The organism is Thalassospira sp. MCCC 1A01428 (genome assembly GCF_002115825.1).
Taxonomy (GTDB): Bacteria; Pseudomonadota; Alphaproteobacteria; order Rhodospirillales; family Thalassospiraceae; genus Thalassospira.
In genome coordinates this window covers 21,061-45,978 of sequence record NZ_JFJZ01000036.1, presented here as the reverse complement: position 1 = coordinate 45,978, position 24,918 = coordinate 21,061, and the positions used below count along the sequence as shown (strand labels likewise).

The 24,918-nt window shown below is 53.2% G+C and carries 21 protein-coding genes; 8 read left to right on the top strand and 13 right to left on the bottom strand.

All coding sequences use genetic code 11. The features are described from left to right. Positions 1–53: 53 nt before the first annotated feature. Positions 54–1,409, bottom strand: a complete 1,356-nt coding sequence (locus THS27_RS20420; protein WP_085593940.1) for an MFS transporter — start codon at positions 1,407–1,409, stop codon at positions 54–56. Positions 1,410–1,768: 359 nt separating this feature from the next. Here THS27_RS20420 and THS27_RS20415 point away from each other — a divergent pair, with 359 nt between their 5' ends. The 3 genes from THS27_RS20415 to THS27_RS20405 all read left to right on the top strand — a co-directional run bounded on the left by THS27_RS20415 (position 1,769) and on the right by THS27_RS20405 (position 5,051). Further along, on the top strand, positions 1,769–2,749 hold the full coding sequence (locus THS27_RS20415; protein WP_085593938.1) for an L-threonylcarbamoyladenylate synthase: 981 nt from the start codon (positions 1,769–1,771) through the stop codon (positions 2,747–2,749). Positions 2,750–2,825: 76 nt separating this feature from the next. Then, the gene (locus tag THS27_RS20410; protein WP_085593936.1) at positions 2,826–4,268 is read left to right on the top strand and encodes an FAD-binding oxidoreductase; all 1,443 of its coding nucleotides are present in this window, start codon (positions 2,826–2,828) and stop codon (positions 4,266–4,268) included. Positions 4,269–4,304: 36 nt separating this feature from the next. Beyond that, on the top strand, positions 4,305–5,051 hold the full coding sequence (locus tag THS27_RS20405) for a DUF4336 domain-containing protein (protein WP_085593934.1): 747 nt from the start codon (positions 4,305–4,307) through the stop codon (positions 5,049–5,051). A gap of 89 nt (positions 5,052–5,140) precedes the next feature. Here THS27_RS20405 and THS27_RS20400 read toward each other — a convergent pair whose 3' ends face one another. The 4 genes from THS27_RS20400 to THS27_RS20380 all read right to left on the bottom strand — a co-directional run bounded on the left by THS27_RS20400 (position 5,141) and on the right by THS27_RS20380 (position 7,654). Beyond that, positions 5,141–5,983: a 5'-nucleotidase, lipoprotein e(P4) family gene (locus THS27_RS20400; protein ID WP_085593932.1), complete on the bottom strand. Its 843-nt coding sequence runs from the start codon at positions 5,981–5,983 to the stop codon at positions 5,141–5,143. A gap of 209 nt (positions 5,984–6,192) precedes the next feature. After that, entirely contained in the window at positions 6,193–6,510 is a 318-nt protein-coding gene (locus THS27_RS20390) for an acylphosphatase (protein WP_085593928.1), read from the bottom strand. 33 nt (positions 6,511–6,543) lie between these two features. After that, positions 6,544–6,927 (bottom strand): DUF1244 domain-containing protein, encoded by a 384-nt coding sequence (locus THS27_RS20385; protein WP_085593926.1) that lies wholly within the window; start codon positions 6,925–6,927, stop codon positions 6,544–6,546. Continuing rightward, positions 6,920–7,654 carry an HAD family hydrolase gene (locus THS27_RS20380; protein WP_085593924.1) on the bottom strand — a complete coding sequence of 245 codons (735 nt, stop codon included), beginning with the start codon at positions 7,652–7,654 and terminating at the stop codon, positions 6,920–6,922. The genes THS27_RS20385 and THS27_RS20380 overlap by 8 nt, the downstream gene beginning before the upstream one ends. Before the next feature lie 375 nt (positions 7,655–8,029). On the opposite strand from THS27_RS20380, the gene THS27_RS20375 reads away from it, so the two are divergent. Then, a complete protein-coding gene (locus THS27_RS20375; RefSeq protein ID WP_085593922.1) occupies positions 8,030–8,764 on the top strand; it encodes an SDR family oxidoreductase in 735 nt (244 codons plus the stop codon). 73 nt (positions 8,765–8,837) lie between these two features. Here THS27_RS20375 and THS27_RS20370 read toward each other — a convergent pair whose 3' ends face one another. The 5 genes from THS27_RS20370 to THS27_RS20350 form a co-directional block, all read right to left on the bottom strand. Further along, the gene (locus tag THS27_RS20370) at positions 8,838–10,841 is read right to left on the bottom strand and encodes an acetyl/propionyl/methylcrotonyl-CoA carboxylase subunit alpha (RefSeq protein ID WP_085593921.1); all 2,004 of its coding nucleotides are present in this window, start codon (positions 10,839–10,841) and stop codon (positions 8,838–8,840) included. A gap of 17 nt (positions 10,842–10,858) precedes the next feature. Beyond that, positions 10,859–12,391, bottom strand: a complete 1,533-nt coding sequence (locus tag THS27_RS20365) for an acyl-CoA carboxylase subunit beta (RefSeq protein ID WP_085593919.1) — start codon at positions 12,389–12,391, stop codon at positions 10,859–10,861. A gap of 305 nt (positions 12,392–12,696) precedes the next feature. Next, complete coding sequence (locus THS27_RS20360) at positions 12,697–14,847, bottom strand: diguanylate cyclase domain-containing protein (RefSeq protein WP_085593917.1); 2,151 nt, start codon at positions 14,845–14,847, stop codon at positions 12,697–12,699. Between the two features lie 388 nt (positions 14,848–15,235). Beyond that, positions 15,236–17,401, bottom strand: coding sequence for a PAS domain S-box protein (locus tag THS27_RS20355; protein ID WP_085593915.1), 2,166 nt, complete (start codon positions 17,399–17,401; stop codon positions 15,236–15,238). Between the two features lie 464 nt (positions 17,402–17,865). After that, a complete protein-coding gene (locus THS27_RS20350; RefSeq protein WP_085593913.1) occupies positions 17,866–18,582 on the bottom strand; it encodes an ATP12 family chaperone protein in 717 nt (238 codons plus the stop codon). A 275-nt stretch (positions 18,583–18,857) separates the two neighbouring features. Here THS27_RS20350 and THS27_RS20345 point away from each other — a divergent pair, with 275 nt between their 5' ends. From THS27_RS20345 to THS27_RS20335, 3 genes are read left to right on the top strand one after another with little or no spacing between them, the layout of a single operon-like run. Next, positions 18,858–19,880 (top strand): ABC transporter substrate-binding protein, encoded by a 1,023-nt coding sequence (locus tag THS27_RS20345; protein WP_085593911.1) that lies wholly within the window; start codon positions 18,858–18,860, stop codon positions 19,878–19,880. 38 nt (positions 19,881–19,918) lie between these two features. Then, positions 19,919–20,704, top strand: coding sequence for an ABC transporter ATP-binding protein (locus THS27_RS20340; RefSeq protein WP_085593909.1), 786 nt, complete (start codon positions 19,919–19,921; stop codon positions 20,702–20,704). Between the two features lie 23 nt (positions 20,705–20,727). Next, the gene (locus THS27_RS20335; protein ID WP_085593907.1) at positions 20,728–21,498 is read left to right on the top strand and encodes an ABC transporter permease; all 771 of its coding nucleotides are present in this window, start codon (positions 20,728–20,730) and stop codon (positions 21,496–21,498) included. Between the two features lie 83 nt (positions 21,499–21,581). On the opposite strand, the gene THS27_RS20330 is transcribed toward THS27_RS20335, so the two are convergent. Continuing rightward, entirely contained in the window at positions 21,582–22,406 is an 825-nt protein-coding gene (locus THS27_RS20330) for a dienelactone hydrolase family protein (RefSeq protein WP_085593905.1), read from the bottom strand. Between the two features lie 390 nt (positions 22,407–22,796). On the opposite strand from THS27_RS20330, the gene THS27_RS20320 reads away from it, so the two are divergent. Continuing rightward, positions 22,797–23,411 (top strand): HAD family phosphatase, encoded by a 615-nt coding sequence (locus THS27_RS20320; protein WP_085593901.1) that lies wholly within the window; start codon positions 22,797–22,799, stop codon positions 23,409–23,411. A 93-nt stretch (positions 23,412–23,504) separates the two neighbouring features. On the opposite strand, the gene THS27_RS20315 is transcribed toward THS27_RS20320, so the two are convergent. Together THS27_RS20315 and THS27_RS20310 are read right to left on the bottom strand one after the other, a co-directional pair. After that, positions 23,505–24,002 carry a hypothetical protein gene (locus tag THS27_RS20315; protein WP_085593899.1) on the bottom strand — a complete coding sequence of 166 codons (498 nt, stop codon included), beginning with the start codon at positions 24,000–24,002 and terminating at the stop codon, positions 23,505–23,507. 9 nt (positions 24,003–24,011) lie between these two features. After that, complete coding sequence (locus THS27_RS20310) at positions 24,012–24,710, bottom strand: HAD-IA family hydrolase (RefSeq protein WP_085593897.1); 699 nt, start codon at positions 24,708–24,710, stop codon at positions 24,012–24,014. Between the last annotated feature and the right edge of the window lie 208 nt (positions 24,711–24,918).

The following is a 24,918-nucleotide window of genomic DNA, read 5'->3' as shown; positions in this document are numbered from 1 at the left end:
GCCGCCATTTATGGCGGCTCTGCGGTGTGTGGGGTACACCACCGGGTATTTTATTATACCCTGCCATTTCGGCCATATGCCAGCACGGCCATTGCCACACAAACGGCAACCACCGACAGCCCCGGCAAAGCCCAATTCCCTGTAGCCCCCAAAAGCGACGTTCCCACCGCCGGGCCCATGATCGCCCCCAATGTATAACTTTGCGCCACCAGCACCAGCACTGCCGGGTCATACCCCCGTGTGCCACCCGCTGCGGCCAGTAACACCGCAACGGTATAAAGCCCGGCCACACACATGCCGATGACAAAGGCAATGACAGCGCCAAAACTGTCATAGGTTGCGCCCGTGGCATTGCCAAATCCCATTAAAACCGCCCCGGCCAGTAGAAACCCCAGGCATAACAGGCCCAACCGGGCGCCCCCGACCCGGTCAGCCAGATGCCCCAAAACCGGCTGGCACACAGTACCGCCAATGGCAAACACCGTCGCCAGCCATAAACCGGCCTGGGCGACCCCCAAACTGCGTTCGGCCTGAAGCGGCAACACCGCCAAAAAACACACTTCAAGAAAACCCGCAACAAAGGCGATCACGGCCAGTCGCCAATGCCCCACCCAACGATGCCCGGCAGCAACCAATGCCCGCGCCAGATGGTTCTGCACGGCATCAATCATCCCCCTGAACGTCAAACGCCCCCGGCTATTTCCCCCCATAAGAAACGCAGTTCCCGGCTTATCCACCAAACGGGCGATGGTGATATTGCTATTTGTATTGCTTTCACCGGCATCAGATTGTTGCCGCCCGTTATGCGGCCCGCCCGCACCATCGGAACGGCGGGTTATTTCCATGCGCAGGCGGGGAAAGACACTGGCGCACCCCGCCGGTATAATCGCCCCGATAATGGCAAGGCCCATCATCAAAACTGGCTGATCCCCCAGCCATGAAATGGCCGCAGGGCCAAGGGCAATGCCCAACCCCATCAGGGTTTCATGAATACCCACGGCGGCGCCCACCCCGCTTTGGGGGGCCAGTTGCACAATCAACCCGTCACATACCGTCCAGCGTAAAATAAGGCCCAACCCGGCAAACATTACCAACGGCATTAGAAACCAGCCAGCCGGGGCCATTACCAGAACCCCTATCACCAAAGCCGATGAAACACTGCTAACCAGTAAAAGCCAAAACGGGTGAAACCGGCGAACCAGCCCCGGTGTGGCAAACCCGCCCACCAGCACCGTCAACCAATACAGGGATAAAACCAGCCCGCTTGCCCCGTCATCCATCCCGGCCCGGGTTAATACCAGCGGGATCAGCGTATCCATGACGCCGATTTGCAAAATCTGGGCGGCGAATGATGCCAGATTAACCAGCACCAGGGCGACAAAAACCTGTTTTCCTGAAAGCGACGTCATGACATGGCCCTCCGTGCGGTAAAACACCGCGGGGGGCCTGACGTGGGTGTTTACCGGCAGGCCGAACAAAACATTTTGGCACACATTTACACGCACCACGCACGAACCAGCCAACGATCATGACGACAGCGGTTCAGAATGCCAGGTTACAAACCTATCGCGTCAGACAACACGTTTCAACATGGCAAGGCCCTGATACCGGCATTCATTAAAACCCGGCACCGAAGTTCGAGGACCATGTTATATTGCAATCGAAAATTCCTGCATTTGCCATATCGGGCAGGGGCGATGTGCCTTGCCTTTGCCCCTTAGTATCGCTAGGTATTTCAACAGATTGAAATTTTATCAATGGTGGTGCCATGTCCCCCGCCCTGACCATTCGTGTTTATTCCGAAGGTGCCCTTGCACAGGCAGCAGGTAAATTACGTGCTGGCGAACTGGTGGCTTTTCCCACCGAAACAGTTTACGGGCTGGGGGCCGATGCCACCAACAAGGATGCCGTTGCCGGTATTTTTGCCGCCAAACAGCGCCCGTCCTTTAACCCGTTAATCAGCCATTTCCCTGATCGCGATGCCGCAGCGCGCCACGCCATATTTGATGACCGCGCCGATAAACTGGCTGCGGCATTCTGGCCCGGAGCCTTGTCGCTGGTGCTGCCCAAACGCGAAGACAGCACAATTTGCGAATTAACCACCGCCGGGCTGCCCAGTATTGCCGTGCGCGTGCCTGCCCATGATATGGCCCGTGCCCTGTTGCGCGCGGCCGACCGGCCCATTGCCGCCCCTTCTGCCAACCGGTCGGGCCGTATCAGCCCCACCACGGCGGGGCATGTGGCGGCATCGCTGGGCAATGCCATTTCCATGATTCTGGATGGCGGGCCATGCGGTGTTGGCCTTGAAAGCACGGTGGTTGATTTAACCACCGACCGGGTTGTGATGCTGCGCCCCGGTGGTGTCACCCCTGAACAGATCCGTGATGTTCTGGGCGTGGATGTTGTGATGGCCGAAACCGATGACAATGCCCCGAAATCCCCGGGCATGATGAGCAGCCATTACGCGCCCGGCCTTCCGGTACGCCTGAACGCAACCACGCCTGATAACACGACCGGCGACGAAGTTTTGCTGGCCTTCGGCCCTGATTGTGCCACACGCGGATTTGCCCAGGTTTTATGGCTGTCCAAATCCGGCGATGACCGCGAGGCCGCCGCTAATCTGTTTGCAGTACTGCATCAGGCCGATCAATGCCGGGTCAAAGGCATTGCCATTTGCCCGATCCCCGATACCGGGCTGGGCATTGCCATTAATGACCGCATGAAACGCGCCGCCGCCCCGCGCGGCTAGCCTGCGGCTGTCCTCCTGCTCTGCGGAGCTTGCCCTGTCGCCCGGTTAACATCGTTAATTTTATTTGGAACGCTTCATGCCCACACCGGTTTCGTCTGCCCCAACCGTTCCTGCCGACCTGATTACAGCCTTGCAAACCCGACTGGGGCCTAAAGGCTGGAGCATGGATGCCAGCGTTTTAGAACAGCATAACCGCGAAGCCCGTGGCAAATTTACCGGTGCGGCGAATATTGTGCTTTATCCTGCCAGCACCGATGAAGTTGCCGCCTGTGTGCGCCTGTGCCACAGCGCAGGCATTGCACTGGTGCCACAAGGGGGCAATACCGGGCGCTGTGGCGGGGCCGTTGCCGATAACGGCCAGATCCTGATTAATCTGGCCCGCATGAACCGGATTATCGATACCGATGCCCGTGATTTCACCATGACGGTGCAGGCCGGAACGATCTTGCACACCATTCAGCAAACGGCCGAAAACCTCGACCTGTTATTTCCGCTAAGCCTGGGCGCACAGGGCAGTTGCCAGATTGGCGGCAACCTTGCCACCAATGCCGGCGGGCTGAATGTTATTCGTTATGGCAACACCCGCGATCTGGTTTTGGGGCTTGAGGTTGTGTTGCCCGATGGCACAATCTGGAATGGCCTTTCCAAATTGCGCAAGGACAATACCGGCTATGATTTGCGCGATCTGTTTATCGGGTCCGAAGGAACATTGGGCATTATCACCGCCTGCACCCTGAAACTGTTTCCACGCCCGCGCCAGACGGCAACGGCCTGGGTCGCCCTTGAAACTGTTGACGCAGCGCTGGACTTGCTGGCCCTGACCCGGCGTGAAAGCGGCGATGCCATTGCCGCCTTTGAACTGATGAGCCAGTTCGCCCAGGATTTATGTATCCGCCATATTGAAAATTGCACCACGCCGCTGCAAACAACAGCTCCGTGGTATGCAATGATCGAAATTACCTCGTCGCGCCCGCATGACGATTTGGCTGGTGTGATGCAAGGTTTGCTGGAACGTGCCCTTGAAAGCGGTTTCATCAGCGATGGCACCGTCGCGCAGTCCGAAGCACAACGCGCCAATTTATGGGCATTACGGGAAGGTATTCCTCCGGCGCAAACCCGTGAAGGCGGCAGTATCAAACATGATGTTTCCGTGCCGGTTTCATCGGTTCCGGCGCTGATCGAACGGGGCATTGCCCAGGCATTAAAACGCATTCCCGGCATTCGACCGTGCCCGTTTGGCCATGTTGGTGATGGTAATATCCATTTCAATTTCAGCCAGCCGGTCGACATGCCCCGCGATATGTTTTTGGCCCAGTGGGAAGATTTAAACCGCGATATCCACGATATTGTCGCCGATCTGGGCGGATCCATCAGCGCGGAACATGGCATTGGCCGGTTAAAAGTCGATGAATTGGCGCATTATGCCGACCCGGCCAAAATACAGCTGTTAAAAGCGATAAAACAGGCCATTGACCCGCAAAACACCTTGAATCCGGGTAAGATTATCAACCATAAATAACATTATGGGTCCGCTCACAACAGGTGCCGGGGCAAGATGTTTGATATTGAAACCTATTCCCCGCTTAATGTCCTAAAACAGGTCGATGACGACATCTGGCTGGTTGATGGTCCCGTCATCGGGTTTCGGTATCTGGGCCTGAAATTGCCCTTTCCCACCCGGATGACGGTTGTTCGTCAGTCCAGTGGTGAAATTTGGCTGCACTCCCCCGTCAAGTTGTCATCTGCCTTGCAAATCCAGATCGATGCCCTTGGCCCGGTTCGATACCTGATTGCCCCCAACACCATCCATTATGCCAGCATCCCGGCGTGGCAAAAAGCATACCCGGATGCACAAAGTTTTGGCGTTACCGGCATTCACAAACGCGCCCGTGCCAACGGAACCGAGATCAGGCTTGATCACATTCTGGGTGACGCCGCCGACCCGGGATGGTCTGGCGAGATTGACCAGCTGGTGGTGCGCGGCGGGTATTTGACCGAGGCGGTATTTTTCCATCGTGCGTCAAAAACCCTGATCCTGACCGATCTGATTGAAAATTTTGAAGCCCCCAAAATCAAAAGCCCGATCTGGCGCTTTTTGATCAGATTATTCGGATCAATGGACCCGCACGGTGCGGCCCCGCGTGACATGCGTGCCACCTTTATTGGCCACAAACCGGCATTGCGCAGTGCCGTTTCCCAAATGATAGACTGGCAGCCCCAACGGGTTATTCTGGCGCATGGCCGCTGGTATGACAAAAACGCCGTTGCCGAATTAAAACGGGCTTTCGCCTGGGTGCGATAAACGACAAAGGCAGGTTGAACGAATAAAAGGGGCGCGACCCTGCCGCACCCCTTTATAAATCCGATTTGAAAATCAGATATCAAAGCCGCTTATTTCGGCCCTTCCCAGTCATTCAAGGCATCGGTTTTCATCTGGCGACGTTCTTCTGGCGAAAGTTTCCAGTTGTCGCCAAAGGCGGCTGATTCCCACGACCCATAAGTCGGGTTTGGCAGCATAAACCAGCGTTCGCCCCAGTAATCGGCATATTCATCCATTTTGGCGATACGGCCTTTGATATCGCCGCCCATGTCATCAACGAAATCGCCAAAATTATCGCCAAACATCATGATGATACGATGATCGGCCGCCACGGCCTCCCAGCGCGTGCCTTTATCCGATCCCCATTCCTTTTTTTCGCCGCGCACCATAACGTGGTCGGCATCGGCATCGGGAAAGCCATATTTCTTAAGATTGTTGATGGTGGCGGCTTCTTCACTGGCTTTGCGGTTGGTGACGTAATAAACAGCCACCCCTTTGTCCGCAGCAGCCTTGGTCAGTTCCAGCGCGCCCGGGGTCGGCGTTGACATTTCGGTATTTACAAATTCCGCCCAGGTTTTGGAACTATAGGATGAATCCGCCGTTACAACCCACGACTGATAAGCCGAGTTATCAAGAACGGTTTCATCAACATCAAGAATAATGGCCGGTGATTTGGACATATAATTGTCGCCCTGTGCAAGGGCCGCAGTCCAGCTGTGGTCACCAATGGCGGCCCCAAGCAAACGTTGTGCGCCAGCATAAACGGATTTGGCCGTGGCTTTATATTCAACCGAGGTCTGATACCACAAGGCGGCATTCAACCCGTCATTTGGTTTTGCGTCCTGTGCCTGGGCTGCAAAAGATACCAAGGTGGCAAGTGCTGTGGCACCGGCCAGTTTCATAAATACGTTCATCTTATCATGCTCCCTGTTGTCTGCCCGACGGTTGACCGCCCGGTCAGGATCATTGGCAGGATGCCATGTTGACCGAACTTGAAAACCCCTTTTTTTGCCATTACGCCGACAATCGCCGTTAAATGCGACATTTTCGCCACGGCCCGCCGCAAAACAAATTCGGCGCGATTATGCAAATCGCGCCGAAGCAGAAAACCATAAGAACTTATTTACAGAGTCGAACGCTTTTCAAACCCGGAAAGATCTTCAACAATCGGCACGGCTTCTTCGTGAATACGGTCCACGCGCGCATTTTCAGGGCCTTGCTGTGCCGCATTCAACATGGACTGCACAACCGATGGTGCCCCGCAAAAAACCGCTTCGACGGTGCCGTCACGACGGTTCCGCACCCAGCCTGTCAGGCCGCGCTTGCGGGCCTGTTCAACTGTCCATGCCCGATACCACACCCCTTGTACCCGGCCTTCAATCCGTACCAGTACAGCAATATCACCGGTGCCGGTTATCGGGTCGGGGTCTGTCTGTGACATGGTAAACTTTCCTTGGTTATCTGGGCACACGGCTCATTTGGCGCCGGGGATATCGGCGTGTAAATGGCTGTTTTCCTTAAAAATGCGTTTTTGCTCGTCACTGGCCGGGGCCTGATGGTTATCTTTCCATTCATCATAGGTCATGCCGTAAAGCACTTCGCGGGCCTGATCATAATCCATCGCAACATTATGGTCGCGCGCAGCGGACAAATACCATTTCGCCAGGCAGTTACGGCAAAACCCGGCCAAATTCATCAGGTCGATATTTTGTACATCCTTGCGGTTTTGCAAATGCCCGACCAACCCGCGAAAAGCAGCGGCTTCAAGTTCCAGGCGGGTTTGGGCGTCAAGCTCGGCGGCAATACCGCCCCCGGTTGCGGCTTCGTCACTTAAATTCGATCCGGCACAGTCAGACATTTTCCATCCTTTCGGCTGCACGCTGTTTGCTGAGTGATGTAATCAGTTCGGGAACTTGCGCAATGTCGGCTGCTTCACAAAACAGATCATTATCAATTTCGATCTGGCCGACCATTTCATGAACCCAGGTAATTTCATAGGGCACATGGATGGCTGCGCCACCGCATTCCAGCACCGGCAAAATATCGGACTTCATCGAATTGCCGATCATGACGGCTTCATTTGGTTCCACGCCATAACGCCCAAAAATGTTGCGATAGGTCAGTGGGTCTTTTTCCGAAACAATCTCAATCCCGGCAAACAGCTTTTCCAGCCCCGAACGCTCGATTTTAAGCTGCTGGGCAATCAGATCGCCCTTGGTAATCAAAATGATTTTACAATCAGCTTCGCTGGCAAAATGGCGCAACACCGTTTCGGCCCCGTCGATCAGACGGGTGGGTGCGCGCAACATCGATTTACCAATTTTCGCCAATTCATGAATTTCAGCCGCGCTAATCTTTTTGTCCGAAAGTTCGATCGCGGTTTCAATCATTGACAGGGTAAAACCGGTAATGCCGTAGCCATAAATCGACAAATTTTCCAGCTCGGCCTGATACAGCCGTTCGTCAACCGTATCGGCATCGCCATAATTTTCCAGCATTTCGCGCAAACGTATATGAGCATCGCGAAACAGCGGCTCGTTGTGCCACAGCGTATCATCGCCATCAAAGGCAATCAGTTTGAACATTCACACTCTCTTGCATCGTTTCTTATAAAGGTGCCTTGCAACAGGTCGGCTCGGCAAAGGCTGGCCGACCATATGCCAGCGCCAGGCAGCGGTAAAGCCCTGCCCTTTTGTATTTAATATGCGTACAGCCTCGCGCAAAGAGGCAGTACCGCGTATTTGCATCACGTCGCGGTGAATAGGATGCCAACGGCAAAGTTTGGGGACGGACGATGGCATAGAACGCCCAGCATCGTTTTCCCCGCATCAAACAACCTGTAGCTTTGTGCAATAAGTCCGTCTGACTGTGTATATGCCAAAACACAAGGGGCACCTACCTTGCATCCAGCCCGAACGGGGCGGGTTAAACAGCCCCAAACAGATGCAAGGAAAATACCCATGTCCGATATCGAAAATAAAGTCGTGGCCATTACCGGTGCCAGCAGCGGCATTGGCGAAGCAACAGCCCGCCTGCTGGCCGAAAAAGGGGCCAGTGTTCTTTTGGGTGCACGGCGCACCGAACGGCTTGAAGCCCTGGCAAACGAGATCAATGCCAAGGGGGGCAAGGCCGCATTTGCCAAACTTGATGTGACCGATGCCCAAAATATGCAGGAATTTATCGATTACGCGATTGCGCAGTTTGGCAAGCTTGACGTGTTGTTTTCCAATGCCGGTGTCATGCCACTTTCCATGCTGTCATCACGCAAAACCGATGAATGGAACCGCATGATTGATGTGAATATTCGCGGTGTCCTGAACGGTATCAATGCTGCCCTGCCGGTTTTTGAAAAGCAGGGATCGGGGCATTTCATCAATACCGCCTCGATCGGGGCGCATGTGGTGGTGCCGACCGGCGCGGTTTATTGTGCAACCAAATATGCCGTCTGGGCCATTTCCGAAGGTCTGCGTCAGGAATCAAAAACCACACGCGTTACCACCATTTGCCCCGGCGTGGTTGAAACCGAACTGGGCAACGACATTACCGAAGAAACATCGAAAAATGCGCTCAAGGAATTCCGTAAAACCAGCCTCAGCCCCGATGCCATCGCGCGCGGCGTTGCCTACGCCATTGAACAGCCAAAAGACGTGGATATAAACGAAGTGATTATCCGCCCGACTGTCAGCGTGTTTTAAACCCGCAACAACAAAGCCGCCGGAAATGCTCCGGCGGCTTTGCTTTTTTTTGTGATATTGGCGCGACCTTAAATCAGGCGTCGTCTTTTTCAAACTCGATGATAATGGCATCAACCGACAGGTTGGCACCTTGCTTAGCATGTATGGTTTTGATCACGCCCTTGCTTTCGGCTTTCAGCACGTTTTCCATTTTCATCGCTTCGAGAATGCAAAGTTCCTGTCCGGGCTGAACCGTTTGCCCTTCCTCGACCGAGACCTTGACCAGAAGGCCCGGCATCGGTGAAAGCAGGAAATTCGACATATCAGGCGGGGCCTTGAACGGCATCAGTTTTTGCAGTTCGGCAATACGCGGGCGCAGAACCTTGATGGTTTTTTGCACGCCATTGGTTGCCAGACGATAGCCCGTCCCATCAACATCCACCTGAACGCAGAGCGGCACACCATCAATTTCGCCGAAAAACAGGCTGTCACCAATTTTCCAGTCCGACACCACGCCAAAGCTGCGGTCACCAATGGCAACAATGTAATCGCCATTAACACCGTCAATTTCGATATCAAACGGGGTGTGGTCATCACCGGTCACGGCAACCCAGCTTTCATGCACCGGGGCGGCGTTATCGCGGAACTGGCCGGTAATGCCGCCATTGCGTTCGGCCATGCGCTGGTTGATATAGGCAGCCACCGTGATCAGGGTTTGCGGGTCATCATTGGGCAAATCATCGGCCGAGAAACCGCTGGGATATTCTTCGGCAATGAAATTGGTGGTGATATTGCCATCCTGGAAGCGTTTATTGGCCATAACCGCCGCCAGAAACGGAATATTGTGCGAAATGCCGCGAATGAAATAGGCATCCAGCGCGCTTCGCATATGATGGATCGCTTCGGCCCGATCTGCGCCATAGCTGACCAGCTTTGCCACCATCGGGTCGTAGAACATGGAAATTTCACCGCCCTCGAACACGCCGGTATCAACGCGGACATTATCGGTTTCAACGGGCGGCTGATAATGCACAAGGCGCCCGGTTGAGGGCAAAAATTCGCGGAACGGGTCCTCGGCATAAATGCGGGTTTCCATTGCCCAGCCGGTTAAGGTCACATCGTCCTGGCGCAGCGTTAATTCCTCGCCAAAAGCAATGCGAATCATCCATTCGACCAGATCCTGCTTGGTGACAAGCTCGGTCACCGGATGTTCAACCTGCAGGCGGGTATTCATTTCAAGGAAGTAGAAATTTTTGTCTTTATCGACAATGAATTCCACCGTCCCGGCGGAGCAATAATCCACAGCACGCGCCAGGGCCACCGCCTGTTCGCCCATGGCCTTGCGGGTTTCAGGGTCGATAAACGGTGACGGAGCTTCTTCGACCACTTTTTGATGACGGCGTTGAATGGAGCATTCGCGCTCGCCAAGATAAATCGCATTACCGTGTTTGTCGGCCAGCACCTGAATTTCAATATGGCGCGGCTGTTCGACGAACTTTTCGATAAATACGCGATCATCGCCAAAGCTCGAGGCTGCTTCAGACGTGGCACGTTCAAACCCCTCGCGGCATTCGGCATCATTATGCGCGATGCGCATGCCCTTGCCACCACCGCCCGCCGATGCCTTCAGCATCACCGGATAACCAACTTCGTTGGCGATTTTCACCGCCTCGTCAGTATCCTTGATCACGCCCATATAGCCCGGCACTGTCGAAACGCCGGCATCGGCCGCAATTTTTTTCGAGGTGATTTTATCACCCATGGCGCCAATGGCACCGGTGGGTGGGCCGATAAATTCAATTTCAGCTTCGGCCAGGGCCTTGGCGAAATTCTGATTTTCAGACAGAAACCCGTAACCGGGGTGAACAGCCTGCGCACCGGTTTGCTTGCAGGCATCAATGATTTTATCGATCAGCAAATAGGACTGATTGGACGGGGCTGCCCCGATATGCACGGCTTCATCCGCCATTTGCACATGCAGGGCGTTTTTATCGGCGTCGGAATAAACGGCAACGGTGGCAATGCCCATTTTGCGCGCCGATTTAATAACACGGCAGGCAATTTCGCCACGGTTGGCAATCAGGATTTTGGTAAACATATCTGGATGCTCCGGGCTTACAGCGGGATGTTGCCGTGTTTTTTAACGGGGTTCTTGATGTCCTTGTTGCGCAGCATCGCAAGCGATTTGCACACCCGGCGCCGGGTGCCATGCGGCATGATGACATCATCGATAAAGCCCTTGCGCCCCGCGACAAACGGGTTGGCAAATTTTTGGCGATATTCTTCGGTGCGGGCTTCGATTTTCGCGGGGTCGTTCATATCGGCCCGGAAAATGATTTCCACCGCCCCTTTGGGTCCCATCACCGCAATTTCGGCACTGGGCCAGGCATAATTGACATCGCCGCGCAAATGCTTGGACGCCATCACGTCATAGGCCCCGCCATAGGCCTTGCGGGTAATGACCGTTACCTTGGGCACCGTTGCCTCGGCATAGGCATAAAGCAGTTTGGCGCCGTGTTTGATGATACCGCCCAGTTCCTGTGCCGTGCCCGGCATAAAGCCCGGCACATCAACAAAGGTAACGATGGGAATGTTATAGGCATCACAAAAACGTACGAAACGGGCGGCCTTTTTGGAACTAGCAATGTCAAGGCACCCGGCCAGAACCATTGGCTGATTGGCAACAATACCAACACTTCTGCCATCCATGCGGGCCATACCGATGATGATGTTTTTGGCGTAATCGGGCTGGATTTCGTAGAAATCGCCCTCATCGACGGTTTTAAGGATCAGTTCCTTCATGTCGTAAGGCATGTTGGGGTTTTCGGGCACCAGGGTATCAAGCGAGAAATCATCGCGATTAACCGGGTCCTCGCATTTGCGTGCCGGTGGCTGTTCCTTGTTTGACAGCGGCAGAAAATCGATAAAACGGCGGGTTTGCAGCAGCAAGTCAACATCGTTTTCAAAGGCCAGATCCGCCACCCCGGAAACGGCGGTGTGCGTCATCGCACCGCCCAGTTCCTCGTGGGTGACTTCTTCGTGGGTAACGGTTTTCACCACGTCCGGGCCGGTCACGAACATATAGGAACTATCCTTGACCATGAAAATAAAGTCTGTCATCGCCGGGCTGTAAACTGCCCCACCCGCACACGGCCCCATGATCAGCGAGATTTGCGGAATAACACCCGATGCCTCGACATTACGCTGGAACACATCGGCATAGCCCGCCAGGCTTTCGACCCCTTCCTGAATACGGGCCCCGCCCGAATCATTCAGGCCGATTACGGGTGCGCCCACCTTCATGGCCTGGTCCATGATCTTGCCGATTTTGCGCGCATGTGCCCCCGAAAGAGCGCCGCCAAAAACAGTAAAATCCTGGCTAAACACAAAGACCAGACGGCCATTGATTGTGCCGTGGCCCGTTACCACACCATCACCGGGAATGCGGTTTTCGGTCATGCCGAAATCAACGCAATCATGTTCAACGAACATGTCCCATTCCTCGAAACTGTCTTCATCAAGCAGCACATCAAGGCGTTCACGCGCGGTAAGCTTGCCTTTCTGGTGTTGCTTGTCGATGCGCTTTTGCCCGCCGCCCATTGCGGCGTCGGCACGCATTTCTTCGAGTTTGGTGATGATATCCTGCATGCTGGCTGATCCTTGTTTTTGGCCCGGCCGGAATTAAAACAGCTTCCCGCAGAATGCGGGCGCAAAATTGAAATACCATTATTCGGTACTGGAATGCCAATTATTTTTACACGGGTTATTTTAATACCGCAATGGCGCAAACACCTGAATTCCCTAACGTCAAAGGAAAATACCAGCTGAGACGGAACTAAAGTCTACCCACATCAGAAAGGTCGCATATAACGGGAAAAGGCAAAAACAGGGCAATTCAAACGTGTAAAACACCCCAAATTGCCCTGCCCGATGCGATATCGCAAGACCAATGCCTAGCAGGCCGCGATTGTGCGATAGGTATTACGGCCCCCTTTTTTCGCCAGATACAGCGCACGGTCGGCCTTGCGATACAGGTTTTCAGCATCACATTCGCAGCCTTTGCAATAGCTGATACCGATGCTGGCCCCAACGATGATTTCGTGGCCGTCAATCATACGCGGGCGGCCTATTTCCTGAATGATCCGGGCAGCGGGAATTTGCGCTTCTTCGGGGTTGGCCATAGCTGGCAGTAAAATGGCAAACTCATCGCCGCCCAAACGGGCCACCACATCGGCATCGCGAAAACGTGACCGCAGAAAAGTCGCAATTTCGATCAGCAATTTATCACCGGCCGGGTGACCATAGGTATCGTTTACCTGTTTGAACCAGTCAAGATCAAGCAGCAACAAGGCAACGTTCTGCTTGATCCGTTCGCTCAGCCGGATGGCCTGATCAAGGCGATCATTAAACAGGTGCCGATTGGCCAGCCCGGTTAACGGATCGGTCAGGGCCATCTGGCGAATTTGCGCCTCGATGGTTTTCGACGGGGTAATATCGCTGTGTGTTCCCGACATGCGAAGGGGGGTGCCATCAGCGGCACGGTCAAACACCTTCCCCCGGTCCAGCACCCAGACCCATTTACCATTTTTATGGCGTATCCGGCATTCACATTGATAATAGTTGCTGCGCCCGGCGAAATGTTCATCCAGCAAACGATCCGAAGCCGCCAGATCATCGGGATGGCATAAATCGCGCCAGACCTGAATGCTGAGTGGTCCCAGTTCTTTCAGGGTATAGCCAATAATTTCGGCCCAGCGTTCGTTAAAACGCATGTCTCCGGTTTGAATGTTCCATTCCCATGTGCCCGCGTTAGTACCACGAATAATTTCGTCCAGGCGCTGGCGTTCGGCTACCAGGTCCAGGTTTGCCTGTTCAAGGCGATGGGCGTAATCATTACGTTCGGTGACATCGAAGATTATCGAATGCAAAAATTCCTTGCCATGAATACGGATGGTTCCGGTATTCACCTCGACATCGCGAACCTCGCCGCTGGCAAGACGATGATGAAAGCTGAAATGGGCAGAACCATCGGTAACTGTCCGTTCCATCGCCATGCCAACCTGGTCCCCCGTCTGCACGTTGATATCCCGAATGGTCATATGGCAAAGCTGTTCATGGCTATAGCCATAAAACCGCAAGGCAGCAGCGTTTGCATCGTGAATAACCCCGGTTTCAGGGTCTATCAGCAATTTGATCGCCGGGTTATGAAGGAACATCTGCCGATAAATCGACTCCCGTTCTGCCATTGCCTTTTCGACGGTATAAACATCGCTGATATCGGAGAAGGATATTACAACACTGTCAAATTCATCGGTTTCAGGGTTATAGGCAGGAATAGCCTGCATCCGCACCCAAATTGTATCGGAGGTAATTGACCCCCGACAAACACCAATAATGGCCGCATCAAAGGCAAAGCCGGTACGCAACACAACATTAACCGGATGGTCTGCAATATCGATCGGCGTGCCGGTTTCATCAAGCAGGCGCACCCCGTCAGCAAGGGGATGCCAGTTTTCAAACTGCGCCGGATTAACGCCAAGAATGCCGGACGCAGCAGCATTGTGCCGTACTACCTGCCCCGACAGATCATGCACCAGAATACCCTCGGCAACATGATCAAGAATAAATTCGTTACGTTCGCAAAGTTCCTTGCGGGCGCGCATTTCGCTGTTGGCAGCATCCGGCAAGGCCCGCATGCTGCCAACAATTTTCGGGTTTCCCTGGGCAGCACCCATTGTTGTTATCATCGCATGGTCAAGCACCTGAACCCATGCCCCATCGGTACGCCGCAGTCGAAACTTGCGAACAATGGCACCGTTGGTCCAGTTTTGCGGATTTTGCGTCAGGTTTAATCTGGCGACATCATCAGGATGTAACAAATCCTGCCACCAGTTTGCCGCCGTCAGATTAACCTCGTCAGGGTGCAACCCCAGCAAGGCACTGCAATTGGCACTGATATAGCTGCCTTGCGGATCTTCAAGATCAACACAATAAATAACACACGCCACGTCACCCGCGGCATTTTCGCCATCAACAATGCCAGCCGTGAAGCCGTCATCATGCAACCCGTCGGCTTTAGCCCCGGTATGAAAAAGCGCGTTCATATTTTTTTATTACCACCCGCCTGCCCGCACCAAACCCTGCCGCATAAACACATCGATATGTGCATATGCCGGGTCTGCTACGCTGGTATCGTTATGGTAATTTCCCTTTTGTTTCCCACTCTCGACTTCACCAACAGTATAGGTACAAGAAGCATTCCAAAAATTGATCTGGCTTAAATCTGCCCCATAAATATGTTGTTTTCAGCCGACTATTTTAAATTTTTCCGATTTTTGGTCGAAAAGCAAACCCTAATCATTTGTATAGATCACATGAATTCAAAAGCATGATAGTGCGCCTCTTAATAACGGCGCGACAATCCACCATCGGATACAAGCCGACTGGACTTCCAACGGCAATTGCCCGCCAGGTTACGCGAGAAAACAGGTCTCATTTGTTATTTTTCACGGGCTTGGGCTGATAGACACGGAAGGTATTGCGCCCTTCCTCCTTGGATTGATACAGCGCACGATCCGCGCGACGGTATAATACCTTGGGCAGAATATCGGTGGTGCCTGAATTAATACTGATGCCGATACTAACCCCCACATGAACCGTGTTACCCTCTATTTTCCGGGGGCGGTCAATTTCCCTGATAACGCGCTCCGCTGCTTTTTTTGCAATCGCAATATCGGCAACATCGGTTAGCAACACGGCAAATTCGTCCCCACCCAGTCGGGCAATAAAATCGCCACCGCGAAACTGCGCCTGCAAACCCTGCGCGACATCCACCAGCAAGGCATCACCCACCGGGTGCCCATATGTATCATTGACCGACTTGAAATGGTCCAGGTCCAGCAGCATCAAAACCACGTTTTGCGATGCATTTGTACAATGTTCAATCGCACTTAGCAGACGATCATCAAACTGATGGCGATTGGCAAGGCCGGTCAAAGGATCAGACAGGGCCATATGACGAATGCGTTCTTCAATTTCCTTGGCCGGGGTAATGTCGCTATGCGTGCCAGATAGCCGCAAGGGCGCACCATCATCCGACCATTCAAAGACCTTGCCACGGTCCAGAACCCAAACCCAACTGCCGTTTTTATGTTTCAGGCGGTATTCACAATCAAACTGATCAATTTCATGATCAAAATGGCGGATTAACAGGGCATTTATTGTGTTGATGTCATCGGGGTGACACAGGCTGATCCAGCGATCAACACTGCATGGGCTTAATTCTTCCAGGGTATAACCAATGATTTCAGCCCAGCGTTCATTCAGGCGCATATCTCCGGTTTGAATGTTCCATTCCCACGTACCGGCATTGGTGGCACGAATAATTTCATCCAGGCGCTGGCGCTCTATTTGTAACTGCCGGTTGGCCTCGATCAGGCGACGTTCATATTCGTTACGTTCGGTAACATCAAAAACAATGGAATTGATATATTCCTGCCCGTTCAACATGATCCGCCCGGAATTAACCCGAACATCGCGCACTGCGCCATTGGCCAGGCGATGCTTAAAGGAAAACACCGCCGACCCGTTATTAACGGCATCCTGCATCGATTTGGTGATGGTGCCGTCCTGCGACAGGTTGATCTGACTGATCACCATGCTGCGCAGCACATCGTAACCATACCCGTAAAACTCGCAGGCGGCCTTGTTTGCATCCACAATCTTGCCACTGACAGGATCGATCAGCAATTTCACAGCCGGGTTCCGGTCAAACATCTGACGATACAAATTTTCACGTTCCGACATGGCCTGTTCGGCATTTTTCAATTCGGTAACGTCGGAAAAAGATACCACCACCCCGTCAAGCGTATCTGTGCCGGGAACAAACAATGGCTGGGCATTGATGCGCACCCAAACCTGGCTGTTATCCGGGCGGCGAATGCCCATCACCACGCCATAAACCGGCACCCGGTCGCGCAAAGCCACCATTGCCGGGTGCTTTTCGCTTGTAAATGGTGCGCCTGAGGGGTCGATACTACACCATTTGGGATCAAAGGAATCCCGGCCCAAAAGCTGATCCGCGCTTAACCCCAGCAGGTCCTGTGCGGCCGGGTTACTTTGCACAACCCGCCCTTCAATATCGTAAACCACGACACCATCGGGCATGGTTTCAAGCAAATGCTGATAGCGCTGATTGCTTCCATAAAGCGCACGGGAAATTTTACGATGCAGGGTCAGGTTGCTCAGGGTGCCGACAACAGCAAAATGGCCTGTTTTACCGCACGGCACCTTCATCGCCTGATCCACCACATCAAGCCAATGTCCATCCTTGTGGCGCAGGCGAAAACGACGGGTTAATGCCGCATTACATGCAGGGTATGGCAAGCCGTCGGGGGCCAGATCGGCGACATCATCGGGGTGGGCAAATTGCATCCACCAATTGGCCGTAATATCGGCGATATCGGCGATTTCGTAGCCCAGCATACGTTTAAGATTGGGGCTAAAACTGCTTTTGGCCGGGCAGGACAGATCAATAAAATACAACAGGCTTTCAACCAAGGGCGCCCCGTCATCGCCAAGGGCAGCGCCCAGCGCAACACCTTCGGCAATTTCCGATGTATTCTGTACACTGTCATCTTGCCTGAAACCTGATTTCATCAACGGTCCCCATGCTGCCCCGTACAGCAAAAAACAGACATATCACCAACCAGTACGCCGTGGCGGGTCCCCCGACCACGCCATTGCCCCCGAATATACCATTCTACTTATATATAATGGCGACAAGTTTCTAATATAAGCATTAATTTTATACTTATGTATATTAAATTACGACTATTTACGACATTCAAACATAGAAAAGCGTTTTGGGACGAAAAACCGCCTCAAAATAAAAATCGCCATGACGAGTTGGCGGCCTCGGGACAGGGAGGACACGGGAAAAGCAGTGCAAGAAGCAACGATGTCGGAAATATAGGAAATGCGTTGCGCAGAACCATACCCCAATCCGTTACGGAAGCAGGCACACACGGCAAACGGCAACCATTATGCGGGGTTAAACCCCCACCCCAACCGGCAGGCCTGATAACAGGACATCACATCGCATTAATTGGCCGTATTAGATATCAGTCCCGCAAAAGAGCCAGAAAACGGTCCGCGGCGAGAAGCTCGTGGCGAAGTTTTTCCCGCCGGGCGGTGGCTTCGGCATCTTCGCCCCAATTTTCGATGGCGTAGGTTTCATCGATTTGGGAAATTTCAAAGGCCTGATCAGCCGTTAACCGGCGATGAAAAACAGCCAGACCAACAATAACCGACCCGGACACCGTAATCAGCGTATGCAAAGCTGCCAATTCATGGTCATCAAGCGGTTCGATCACATCCTGAATGGCAAGCAGGGAAGCATCTTCCTGCCCGACGGGCATAACACCCTGCGTCACATTTAACGAAATTGAAAATTCAGACATCGCCCAATCGAGCAACGGCTGCCAATGGTCGTTCTGCCGGCGGATCAAATCATCGGGATATTGCGCACGGTAACATAAAAGATCACTGCGGCCATAACCGGTCAATTCGGCAATTACAACGGCCCGATTTGGGGCAACCCTGTCTATCGCGGTTGCGGCAAGCTGCATGATTGGCATGGTGGATGGCACAATATGCTCGACCTGGGCATCCCATTCGGTGGCAATTGCATCGGCCAGGCGCCGATTACGCAGCACAAAGTCGGCCTTGCCCGGGGTTTTTACAGCCCGGCCATCAAGATGAATACGCCAACCGGCCCCCTGATCGTCGGGGGTGGTTGCAACCTGTTTATAAAACCGTTTGATCGATGTATTTGCCATAAGGGCGATATGCCCAAATCCGGCAAAAGACGCAAGCCATTTGATGCCAAAAACAGCATTCCCTGATCAATTCCGCAACATTTGCATATTTTTTACACAGACATTTACTATGCCCTGATTTTATTCATTCCAGCAACAGCTGGAAGCCCGCCAAAGCCGTGGCCCGCCAAAGACGGCAAAAACATGGCACGGCCCTTGCTGGTATCAGGCGGGTTTCTGGGCTTGAGGCAACAAAACATGTCGTGAAACGCGACACAATCAGGAGACTTCGACAGATGGGTAAATTCGGATCACGGGTCGCGACGCTGACGCTTGGGGTGGCGGCGTTGGTCATGGCACATGCCGCCAAGGCAGATACACCGATCAAATTTTCGCTCGACTGGAAATTTGAGGGCCACACGGCACCATATATTCTGGCCAAGAAAAAAGGCTATTTTTCCGAGGAAGGGCTGGATGTAACGATTGATTCGGGCAACGGCTCGGTCGGGGCGATCACGCGGGTTGCCAGCGGTGCCTATGACATTTCCTTTGCCGACATCAATTCACTGGTTGAATTTAACGCAAGCCATCCTGACCAGGCGATGAAATCTATTTTCATGGTGTATGATCGCCCGCCTTTTTCGCTGTTCATGCTGAAAAAAAGCGGCATCACCAAACCGGAAGACCTGAAAGGCAAAACCCTTGGCGCGCCGGTTTTTGATGCCTCGCGCAAGCTGTTCCCGGCTTTTGCCAAGGCCACCGGCCTGTCGATGGATGATGTGAAATGGGAAAGCATGGACCCGCCGCTGCGCGAACCGATGCTGGTGCGCGGCGATGTGGACGGTATTTCGGGCCATTATTTTACATCGGTTCTGAACCTGGAATCCCAGGGCATTAAAAAGGAAGACATGGTTGTTTTCAAATATGCCGATTACGGACTGGATTTTTACGGCAACGGCATTCTCGCATCCAAGGACATGATGGAAAACCATGGTGACCAGTTGCGCGGGTTCCTGCGTGCGGTGGTCAAGGGCTGGCGCGACACCATTGCCAACCCAGACGAAGCCATTGCAGCCCTGAAAGAAGTTGACCCGCTAATTGATACCAAACTGGAAACCGAACGTCTGAACATGGTGATCGAGGATAACGTGATTACCGACGAAGTTCTGGCACATGGCATGGGCCCGATTTCGACCGACCGCATGGCAAAAGCCATTGATCAGGTCAGCCTGGCATTTGGCCTGCAAAACCCGCCCAAAGTTGCCGATATTTTCACCAGCATTTACATGCCCGGCGAAGAAGAACGCAAAATTAAATAACAACTGCCAACAATCACAGAAGCAGGGAGAGTAAGGCCGTGTCCAACAGTTTTGTCGAGTTAAACAAAGTCAGGTTACGCTATAGCGAAGGGGATGACCTGGCGCTTGATACAACGGACATGAAAATCCGCAAGGGCGAGTTTATTGCCGTTGTCGGACCGTCGGGATGCGGTAAATCCTCCCTGCTTAAACTTGTTTCAGGGTTAATGCCCCCCAGTGAAGGCAACGTTATTGTTGACGCGCACGAGGTCGCCGGACCGTTAAAAATTGTCGGCATGGCCTTTCAAAACCCCACCCTTTTGCCCTGGCGCACCACACTTGATAACGTGTTGCTACCGTTGGAAATTGTTAAACCGCACCGCAACCGCCTGCGCAAACACAAGACCGAATATATCGCGCGTGCCAAGGCGTTGCTGGCAACCGTCGGGCTTGAAGGATACGAAGACAAATACCCCTGGGAACTTTCAGGCGGCATGCAACAGCGTGCATCGTTATGCCGTGCCCTTATTCATGAGCCTGACCTGTTGATGCTCGACGAGCCGTTTGGCGCGCTCGATGCATTCACCCGCGAGGAATTGTGGGATATTTTGCAAAACCTCTGGATGGTGCGGCCCTTTACCGTGATTTTGGTGACGCATGATTTACGCGAAGCCGCCTATCTGGCCGACACGGTTTATGTGATGTCCAAACGCCCGGGGCGTATTTTGGTTGCCCGCGAAAACACTTTGGCCCGCCCGCGCGATCAGGAAACCACCTTCACCCAGCCCTTTACTGATCTGGTCCACGAATTACGCAGTCACATCCGTGACGTCCGCGCAGCCTAACCGCCTTTATCAGGAAATTTACCATGACCAACAGAACAAACCTGAGCAAGGCATCCCCATGGATCAGTGCGGCTGTGTTGTTTTTGCTGTGGGAAGGCATTGTTCGCCTGTTTCACATTCCGGTTTATGTGTTACCCACCCCGTCAGCTAGCCTTGAAGCTGCATGGCAGTATCGGGATGCAATCTGGATGCATGCCGTTCATACGCTTTATACCACCCTGTTTGGGTTTGCCATTGCTGTGGTTTTTGGTGTGGTTCTGGGCGCGCTTGTCGGGTCAAGCAAGGCGATTTATATTGCTGCCAACCCGCTGCTGGTGGGCTTTAATTCGGTTCCCAAAGTGGCATTGGTACCGGTGTTGGTCATGTGGTTTGGCATTGGCACCGTGCCCGCCATTATCACCGCTTTTATCATTTCGTTTTTCCCGATTGTGGTCAATGTCGCCACCGGCCTTGCCACACTGGAACCCGAATTGCGCGATGTTTTACGCTCGCTTGGCGCCACGCGCACCGATATTTTGTTCAAGGTCGGCTTTCCCCGTGCCCTGCCCTATTTCTTTGCGTCCCTGAAGGTTGCGGTGACACTGGCTTTTGTTGGCTCGGTTATTTCTGAAACGGTCGCCTCGAACGTAGGGGTCGGGTATTTGATGCTATCGGCATCATCCAAATTCAACATGCCACTTGTTTTTGCCGGTTTGCTGGTCATCGCGGTTATGGGCATTGTGATGTATGAATTTTTCAACATCATCGAACGCCGTTCCACCAAATGGGCCAACCGCGCCAACCCGGACGGGTAATGGCGTTTATATGCGCCAATATTTATGGCCGGGCGTATTTTCATCGCCCGGCCATTTTCATAATCACAATCAATCAACAGCGATCAGGCCAGCTTTTCACCAAAAAAGCTCATGGTGCGTTGCCAGGCCAGCTTGGCGTCGGCATCGTCATATCTGCCGCCTGTGGGGTTGGCAAAGGCGTGGTTGGCTTCATACCAGAAAATCTGGTAATCGGTTTTGCCTGCCGCTTTCAGCGATTTTTCAAAACCTTCGACCATGGCCTTGTTAATATTCTGATCCAGTGTGCCAAAATGGCCCATTACCGGCGCGGTCAAAGACGCCAGTTGCTGCGGTGTTTTGGCAACGTTGCCATAATAGATCACACAGGCATCAACATCGGTTGCCAATGCCGTATTAAGCGACCAGCCGCCGCCAAAACACCAGCCAACAACCCCGACCTTGCCTGTACAATCCTTATGGTCCTTTAAATAGGCCACAGATGCCTTCAGTTTCGAGGTTGCTGCCACCGGGTCCACCGAGGACATAAGGGATTTTGCCCCGGCGGCTGTGGTTGCAGCGGGTTTGCCATACAAATCAACCGCCAGCGCAATATATCCCTGATTGGCATATTCGGCGGCTGTGGCACGGATCTGGTCATTTAAGCCCCACCATTCATGGATCATCAAAACAGCGGGCGCCGGCAAGGTGACAGGAAGAATAACCTCGGCAATCATGGTTTCGCCGGTTGGCGCGGTTATGGTCACCTTTTTAAGGGTCGATGCCGCTGCATGTGCCAAAACAGGGTCCGCAAGAACAACCGCCAGCGGTAAAATGGCCAGTCCTTTTAGAAACAAACGTCGTTCCTGGTCTGTTGCCTTGGGCGGCGGCCCCAAATGATCGTGTGATCCACATCCATCAAGCGTACACATCCATGCCTCCTGTTGATTGTTTACCCGTACCGGGCCCGCAGGCATTGATGCCATACGGATATTTCGCCATAAGGGCGAATTTCTTTAACGGATAAAAATCCTTTCCCAACCAACGCAAAATGGCAAATCACAGTCCTGTCATGAAAACCCGGCAGCACTGACCAAAGTGCAAAAACTGTTATATTCTGCCACTTTTCAAAGCCCGCCATAAGGTTACAACCGGATGCAACTGTGACCTTATTCACCTGTCGGCACGTAACCATTCCCCTGATCTGACCGGCTGCAAGGCTGGATCGATGAAAAAACAGGGACCGTTCATATCGCAACTTTAAATCGCGCGTGATTTTGCCTAGTCTGCAATCCACAAAACAAAACTCACAGCAGGATCACATGCAGGAAATTGAAACGGTATTGTTTGACCTTGGCGGCGTATTGGTTGATTGGGACCCACGCCACCTTTATCGCAAGATTTTCGCCGATCAGGCCAAAATGGAATATTTCCTAAGCGAAATATGCCATCCGCACTGGAACTTCCTGCATGACAAGGCAGCGCTGGAATTTGAAAACTCTATTCCCGATTTGCAGCATCGCCATCCTGACTATCACGACGAAATTGCCGCCTGGCGCGACCGTTGGCCCGAAATGCTGGCAGGGTCGATCAACGGAACCGAGCGCTTGCTGGAAGAACTTAAACGCCAAAACAAGGTCCGGCTTTATGCGCTAACCAACTGGTCCCACCAGACATGGCCGCACGCATTGGCAAAATTTCCGTTTCTGGAAAATTTTGAGGGTATTCTGGTTTCCGGGCAGGAAAAACTGGCAAAACCGGACCCGCGTATTTTTGACCTCGCGGCCAGCCGGTTCGGTTTTGACCCCAAAACCACGCTGTTTATTGACGATGCGGAAAAAAACATTCAGCAGGCCCGCGAAATGGGCTTTGCCACCCACTGGTTCCGCGACCCTACCAAATTGCGCAAGGATTTAATGGATCGCGGCATTTTGTAACCCTCGCGCAGACACGCCGCACCAGCAAAGAAAGGGCCGGGAAGCATGTCTTCCCGGCCCTTATACGTATAAATGGCACCCAGTATGGACCGGTTATTTCCTGATTTCGCGCAAATAGGTGGCAAATACAGTGCCAAAAACCTGCTGCCAGCCCGTGATATAACCATCCCGCACGGCATTGGCGATTTCACCCAGATTTTCCCATTCCCAATGCACCAGTTTGATCACGCAGTGACCAAAGGCATTTTGGTCAAAACTGACGCTGACACGGGTATAATCGCCCGCATCCCAGCCAGGATGCCAGGTAAAGGCGACTTGCTCGCCAGGGAGCCATATTTCGATTTTGCCCCAGGTTTGCGGCGCGCGCCCACGGGCCGTTTCAATAATTTCACCGCCCAGCCCCGGATGCATTTTAATGCCGGTGCAGTCTTCGCGTGAAATGGTATGGGTCGCACGCGGCCACCACTCATTGAAGTTTTCGGTAAAGGCAATAAAGGCAGCTTCGGGATCACGCGGTACTGTAATTTCAACAGTCACAGGGTCCAGCAGCGCCATATCCTGCCCTTCAGCGGTGAAATTTTCATCAGTCATGTTCTTGCCTCAGGCCGTTTCGTCGGCCGGTTTCCAAAGATCATCCAAAATTGCGGGTAACTGGTCGAAATGGTCGATCACGGCATGCGCCCCGGCCGTTTCCAGTTTTTCGCGATCATGATAGCCCCATGCCACACCAATCGATAACATGCCCGCGGCCCGGCCCATTTCCATGTCAAAGGTCGTATCGCCGATCATGGCGCAACAACGCGGATCAACGCCGGTTTCCAGCATTGCGGCTTCCAGCATCGAAGGATGTGGCTTTGACGGGTGGTTATCGCAAGTCTGAAGCGTAACGAACCGCCGGGATAGATTGTTACGGTCCAGCACCGCGTCAAGCCCGCGCCGCGCCTTGCCCGTTGCAACCCCGGAAAGCCAGCCGCGCTGATCAAGGATGTCAATCACCTCGACCACACCAGGAAACAGGGGTTCAAAAAAGTCCGGGCTTTGTCGCAAGGTGAAAAACGCCGACTTGTAACTGTTGGTGACCGCATTAATCAGGGTAGTTTCAAGAATGGCCGGACGGGCCAACTGGGCAATGGCTTCGGGCAGGCTTAAACCGATAATGGTACGGGTCTTTTCCAAGCCGGGGCAATCCAGCCCGTGTTCGGCAAACGCATGATCCATACAATGGGCAATTGCGTGCTGGCTATCCACCAGGGTGCCGTCACAGTCAAAAATTACCAGTCGAAGCAAATCTTTCGTCATTCACAAACCCTGTAGTGTGTTCCGGTCATGCTTTATCATGCCCGTTCAATGTGGCTTTCCACCGAAGCAATTATGGCAATCGCAATTTTGGCCCCGGTTACGTACCACCCAGCAAGGGTTTAGCCCAAAGCGCACCAAAGATCGAGTCTTCAGCGCAAAAGGATCGCCACGCGCGCGCATCCTGCAACCCCCTCAACCCAAAGGGAAA

Bases quoted from the DNA above. Each gene is read 5' to 3' on its own strand.
- THS27_RS20420 (WP_085593940.1), bottom strand. From the start codon at position 1,409: ATGACGTCGCTTTCAGGAAAACAGGTTTTTGTCGCCCTGGTGCTGGTT.
- THS27_RS20415 (WP_085593938.1), top strand. From the start codon at position 1,769: ATGTCCCCCGCCCTGACCATTCGTGTTTATTCCGAAGGTGCCCTTGCA.
- THS27_RS20410 (WP_085593936.1), top strand. From the start codon at position 2,826: ATGCCCACACCGGTTTCGTCTGCCCCAACCGTTCCTGCCGACCTGATT.
- THS27_RS20405 (WP_085593934.1), top strand. From the start codon at position 4,305: ATGTTTGATATTGAAACCTATTCCCCGCTTAATGTCCTAAAACAGGTC.
- THS27_RS20400 (WP_085593932.1), bottom strand. From the start codon at position 5,983: ATGAACGTATTTATGAAACTGGCCGGTGCCACAGCACTTGCCACCTTG.
- THS27_RS20390 (WP_085593928.1), bottom strand. From the start codon at position 6,510: ATGTCACAGACAGACCCCGACCCGATAACCGGCACCGGTGATATTGCT.
- THS27_RS20385 (WP_085593926.1), bottom strand. From the start codon at position 6,927: ATGTCTGACTGTGCCGGATCGAATTTAAGTGACGAAGCCGCAACCGGG.
- THS27_RS20380 (WP_085593924.1), bottom strand. From the start codon at position 7,654: ATGTTCAAACTGATTGCCTTTGATGGCGATGATACGCTGTGGCACAAC.
- THS27_RS20375 (WP_085593922.1), top strand. From the start codon at position 8,030: ATGTCCGATATCGAAAATAAAGTCGTGGCCATTACCGGTGCCAGCAGC.
- THS27_RS20370 (WP_085593921.1), bottom strand. From the start codon at position 10,841: ATGTTTACCAAAATCCTGATTGCCAACCGTGGCGAAATTGCCTGCCGT.
- THS27_RS20365 (WP_085593919.1), bottom strand. From the start codon at position 12,391: ATGCAGGATATCATCACCAAACTCGAAGAAATGCGTGCCGACGCCGCA.
- THS27_RS20360 (WP_085593917.1), bottom strand. From the start codon at position 14,847: ATGAACGCGCTTTTTCATACCGGGGCTAAAGCCGACGGGTTGCATGAT.
- THS27_RS20355 (WP_085593915.1), bottom strand. From the start codon at position 17,401: ATGAAATCAGGTTTCAGGCAAGATGACAGTGTACAGAATACATCGGAA.
- THS27_RS20350 (WP_085593913.1), bottom strand. From the start codon at position 18,582: ATGGCAAATACATCGATCAAACGGTTTTATAAACAGGTTGCAACCACC.
- THS27_RS20345 (WP_085593911.1), top strand. From the start codon at position 18,858: ATGGGTAAATTCGGATCACGGGTCGCGACGCTGACGCTTGGGGTGGCG.
- THS27_RS20335 (WP_085593907.1), top strand. From the start codon at position 20,728: ATGACCAACAGAACAAACCTGAGCAAGGCATCCCCATGGATCAGTGCG.
- THS27_RS20330 (WP_085593905.1), bottom strand. From the start codon at position 22,406: ATGTGTACGCTTGATGGATGTGGATCACACGATCATTTGGGGCCGCCG.
- THS27_RS20320 (WP_085593901.1), top strand. From the start codon at position 22,797: ATGCAGGAAATTGAAACGGTATTGTTTGACCTTGGCGGCGTATTGGTT.
- THS27_RS20315 (WP_085593899.1), bottom strand. From the start codon at position 24,002: ATGACTGATGAAAATTTCACCGCTGAAGGGCAGGATATGGCGCTGCTG.
- THS27_RS20310 (WP_085593897.1), bottom strand. From the start codon at position 24,710: ATGACGAAAGATTTGCTTCGACTGGTAATTTTTGACTGTGACGGCACC.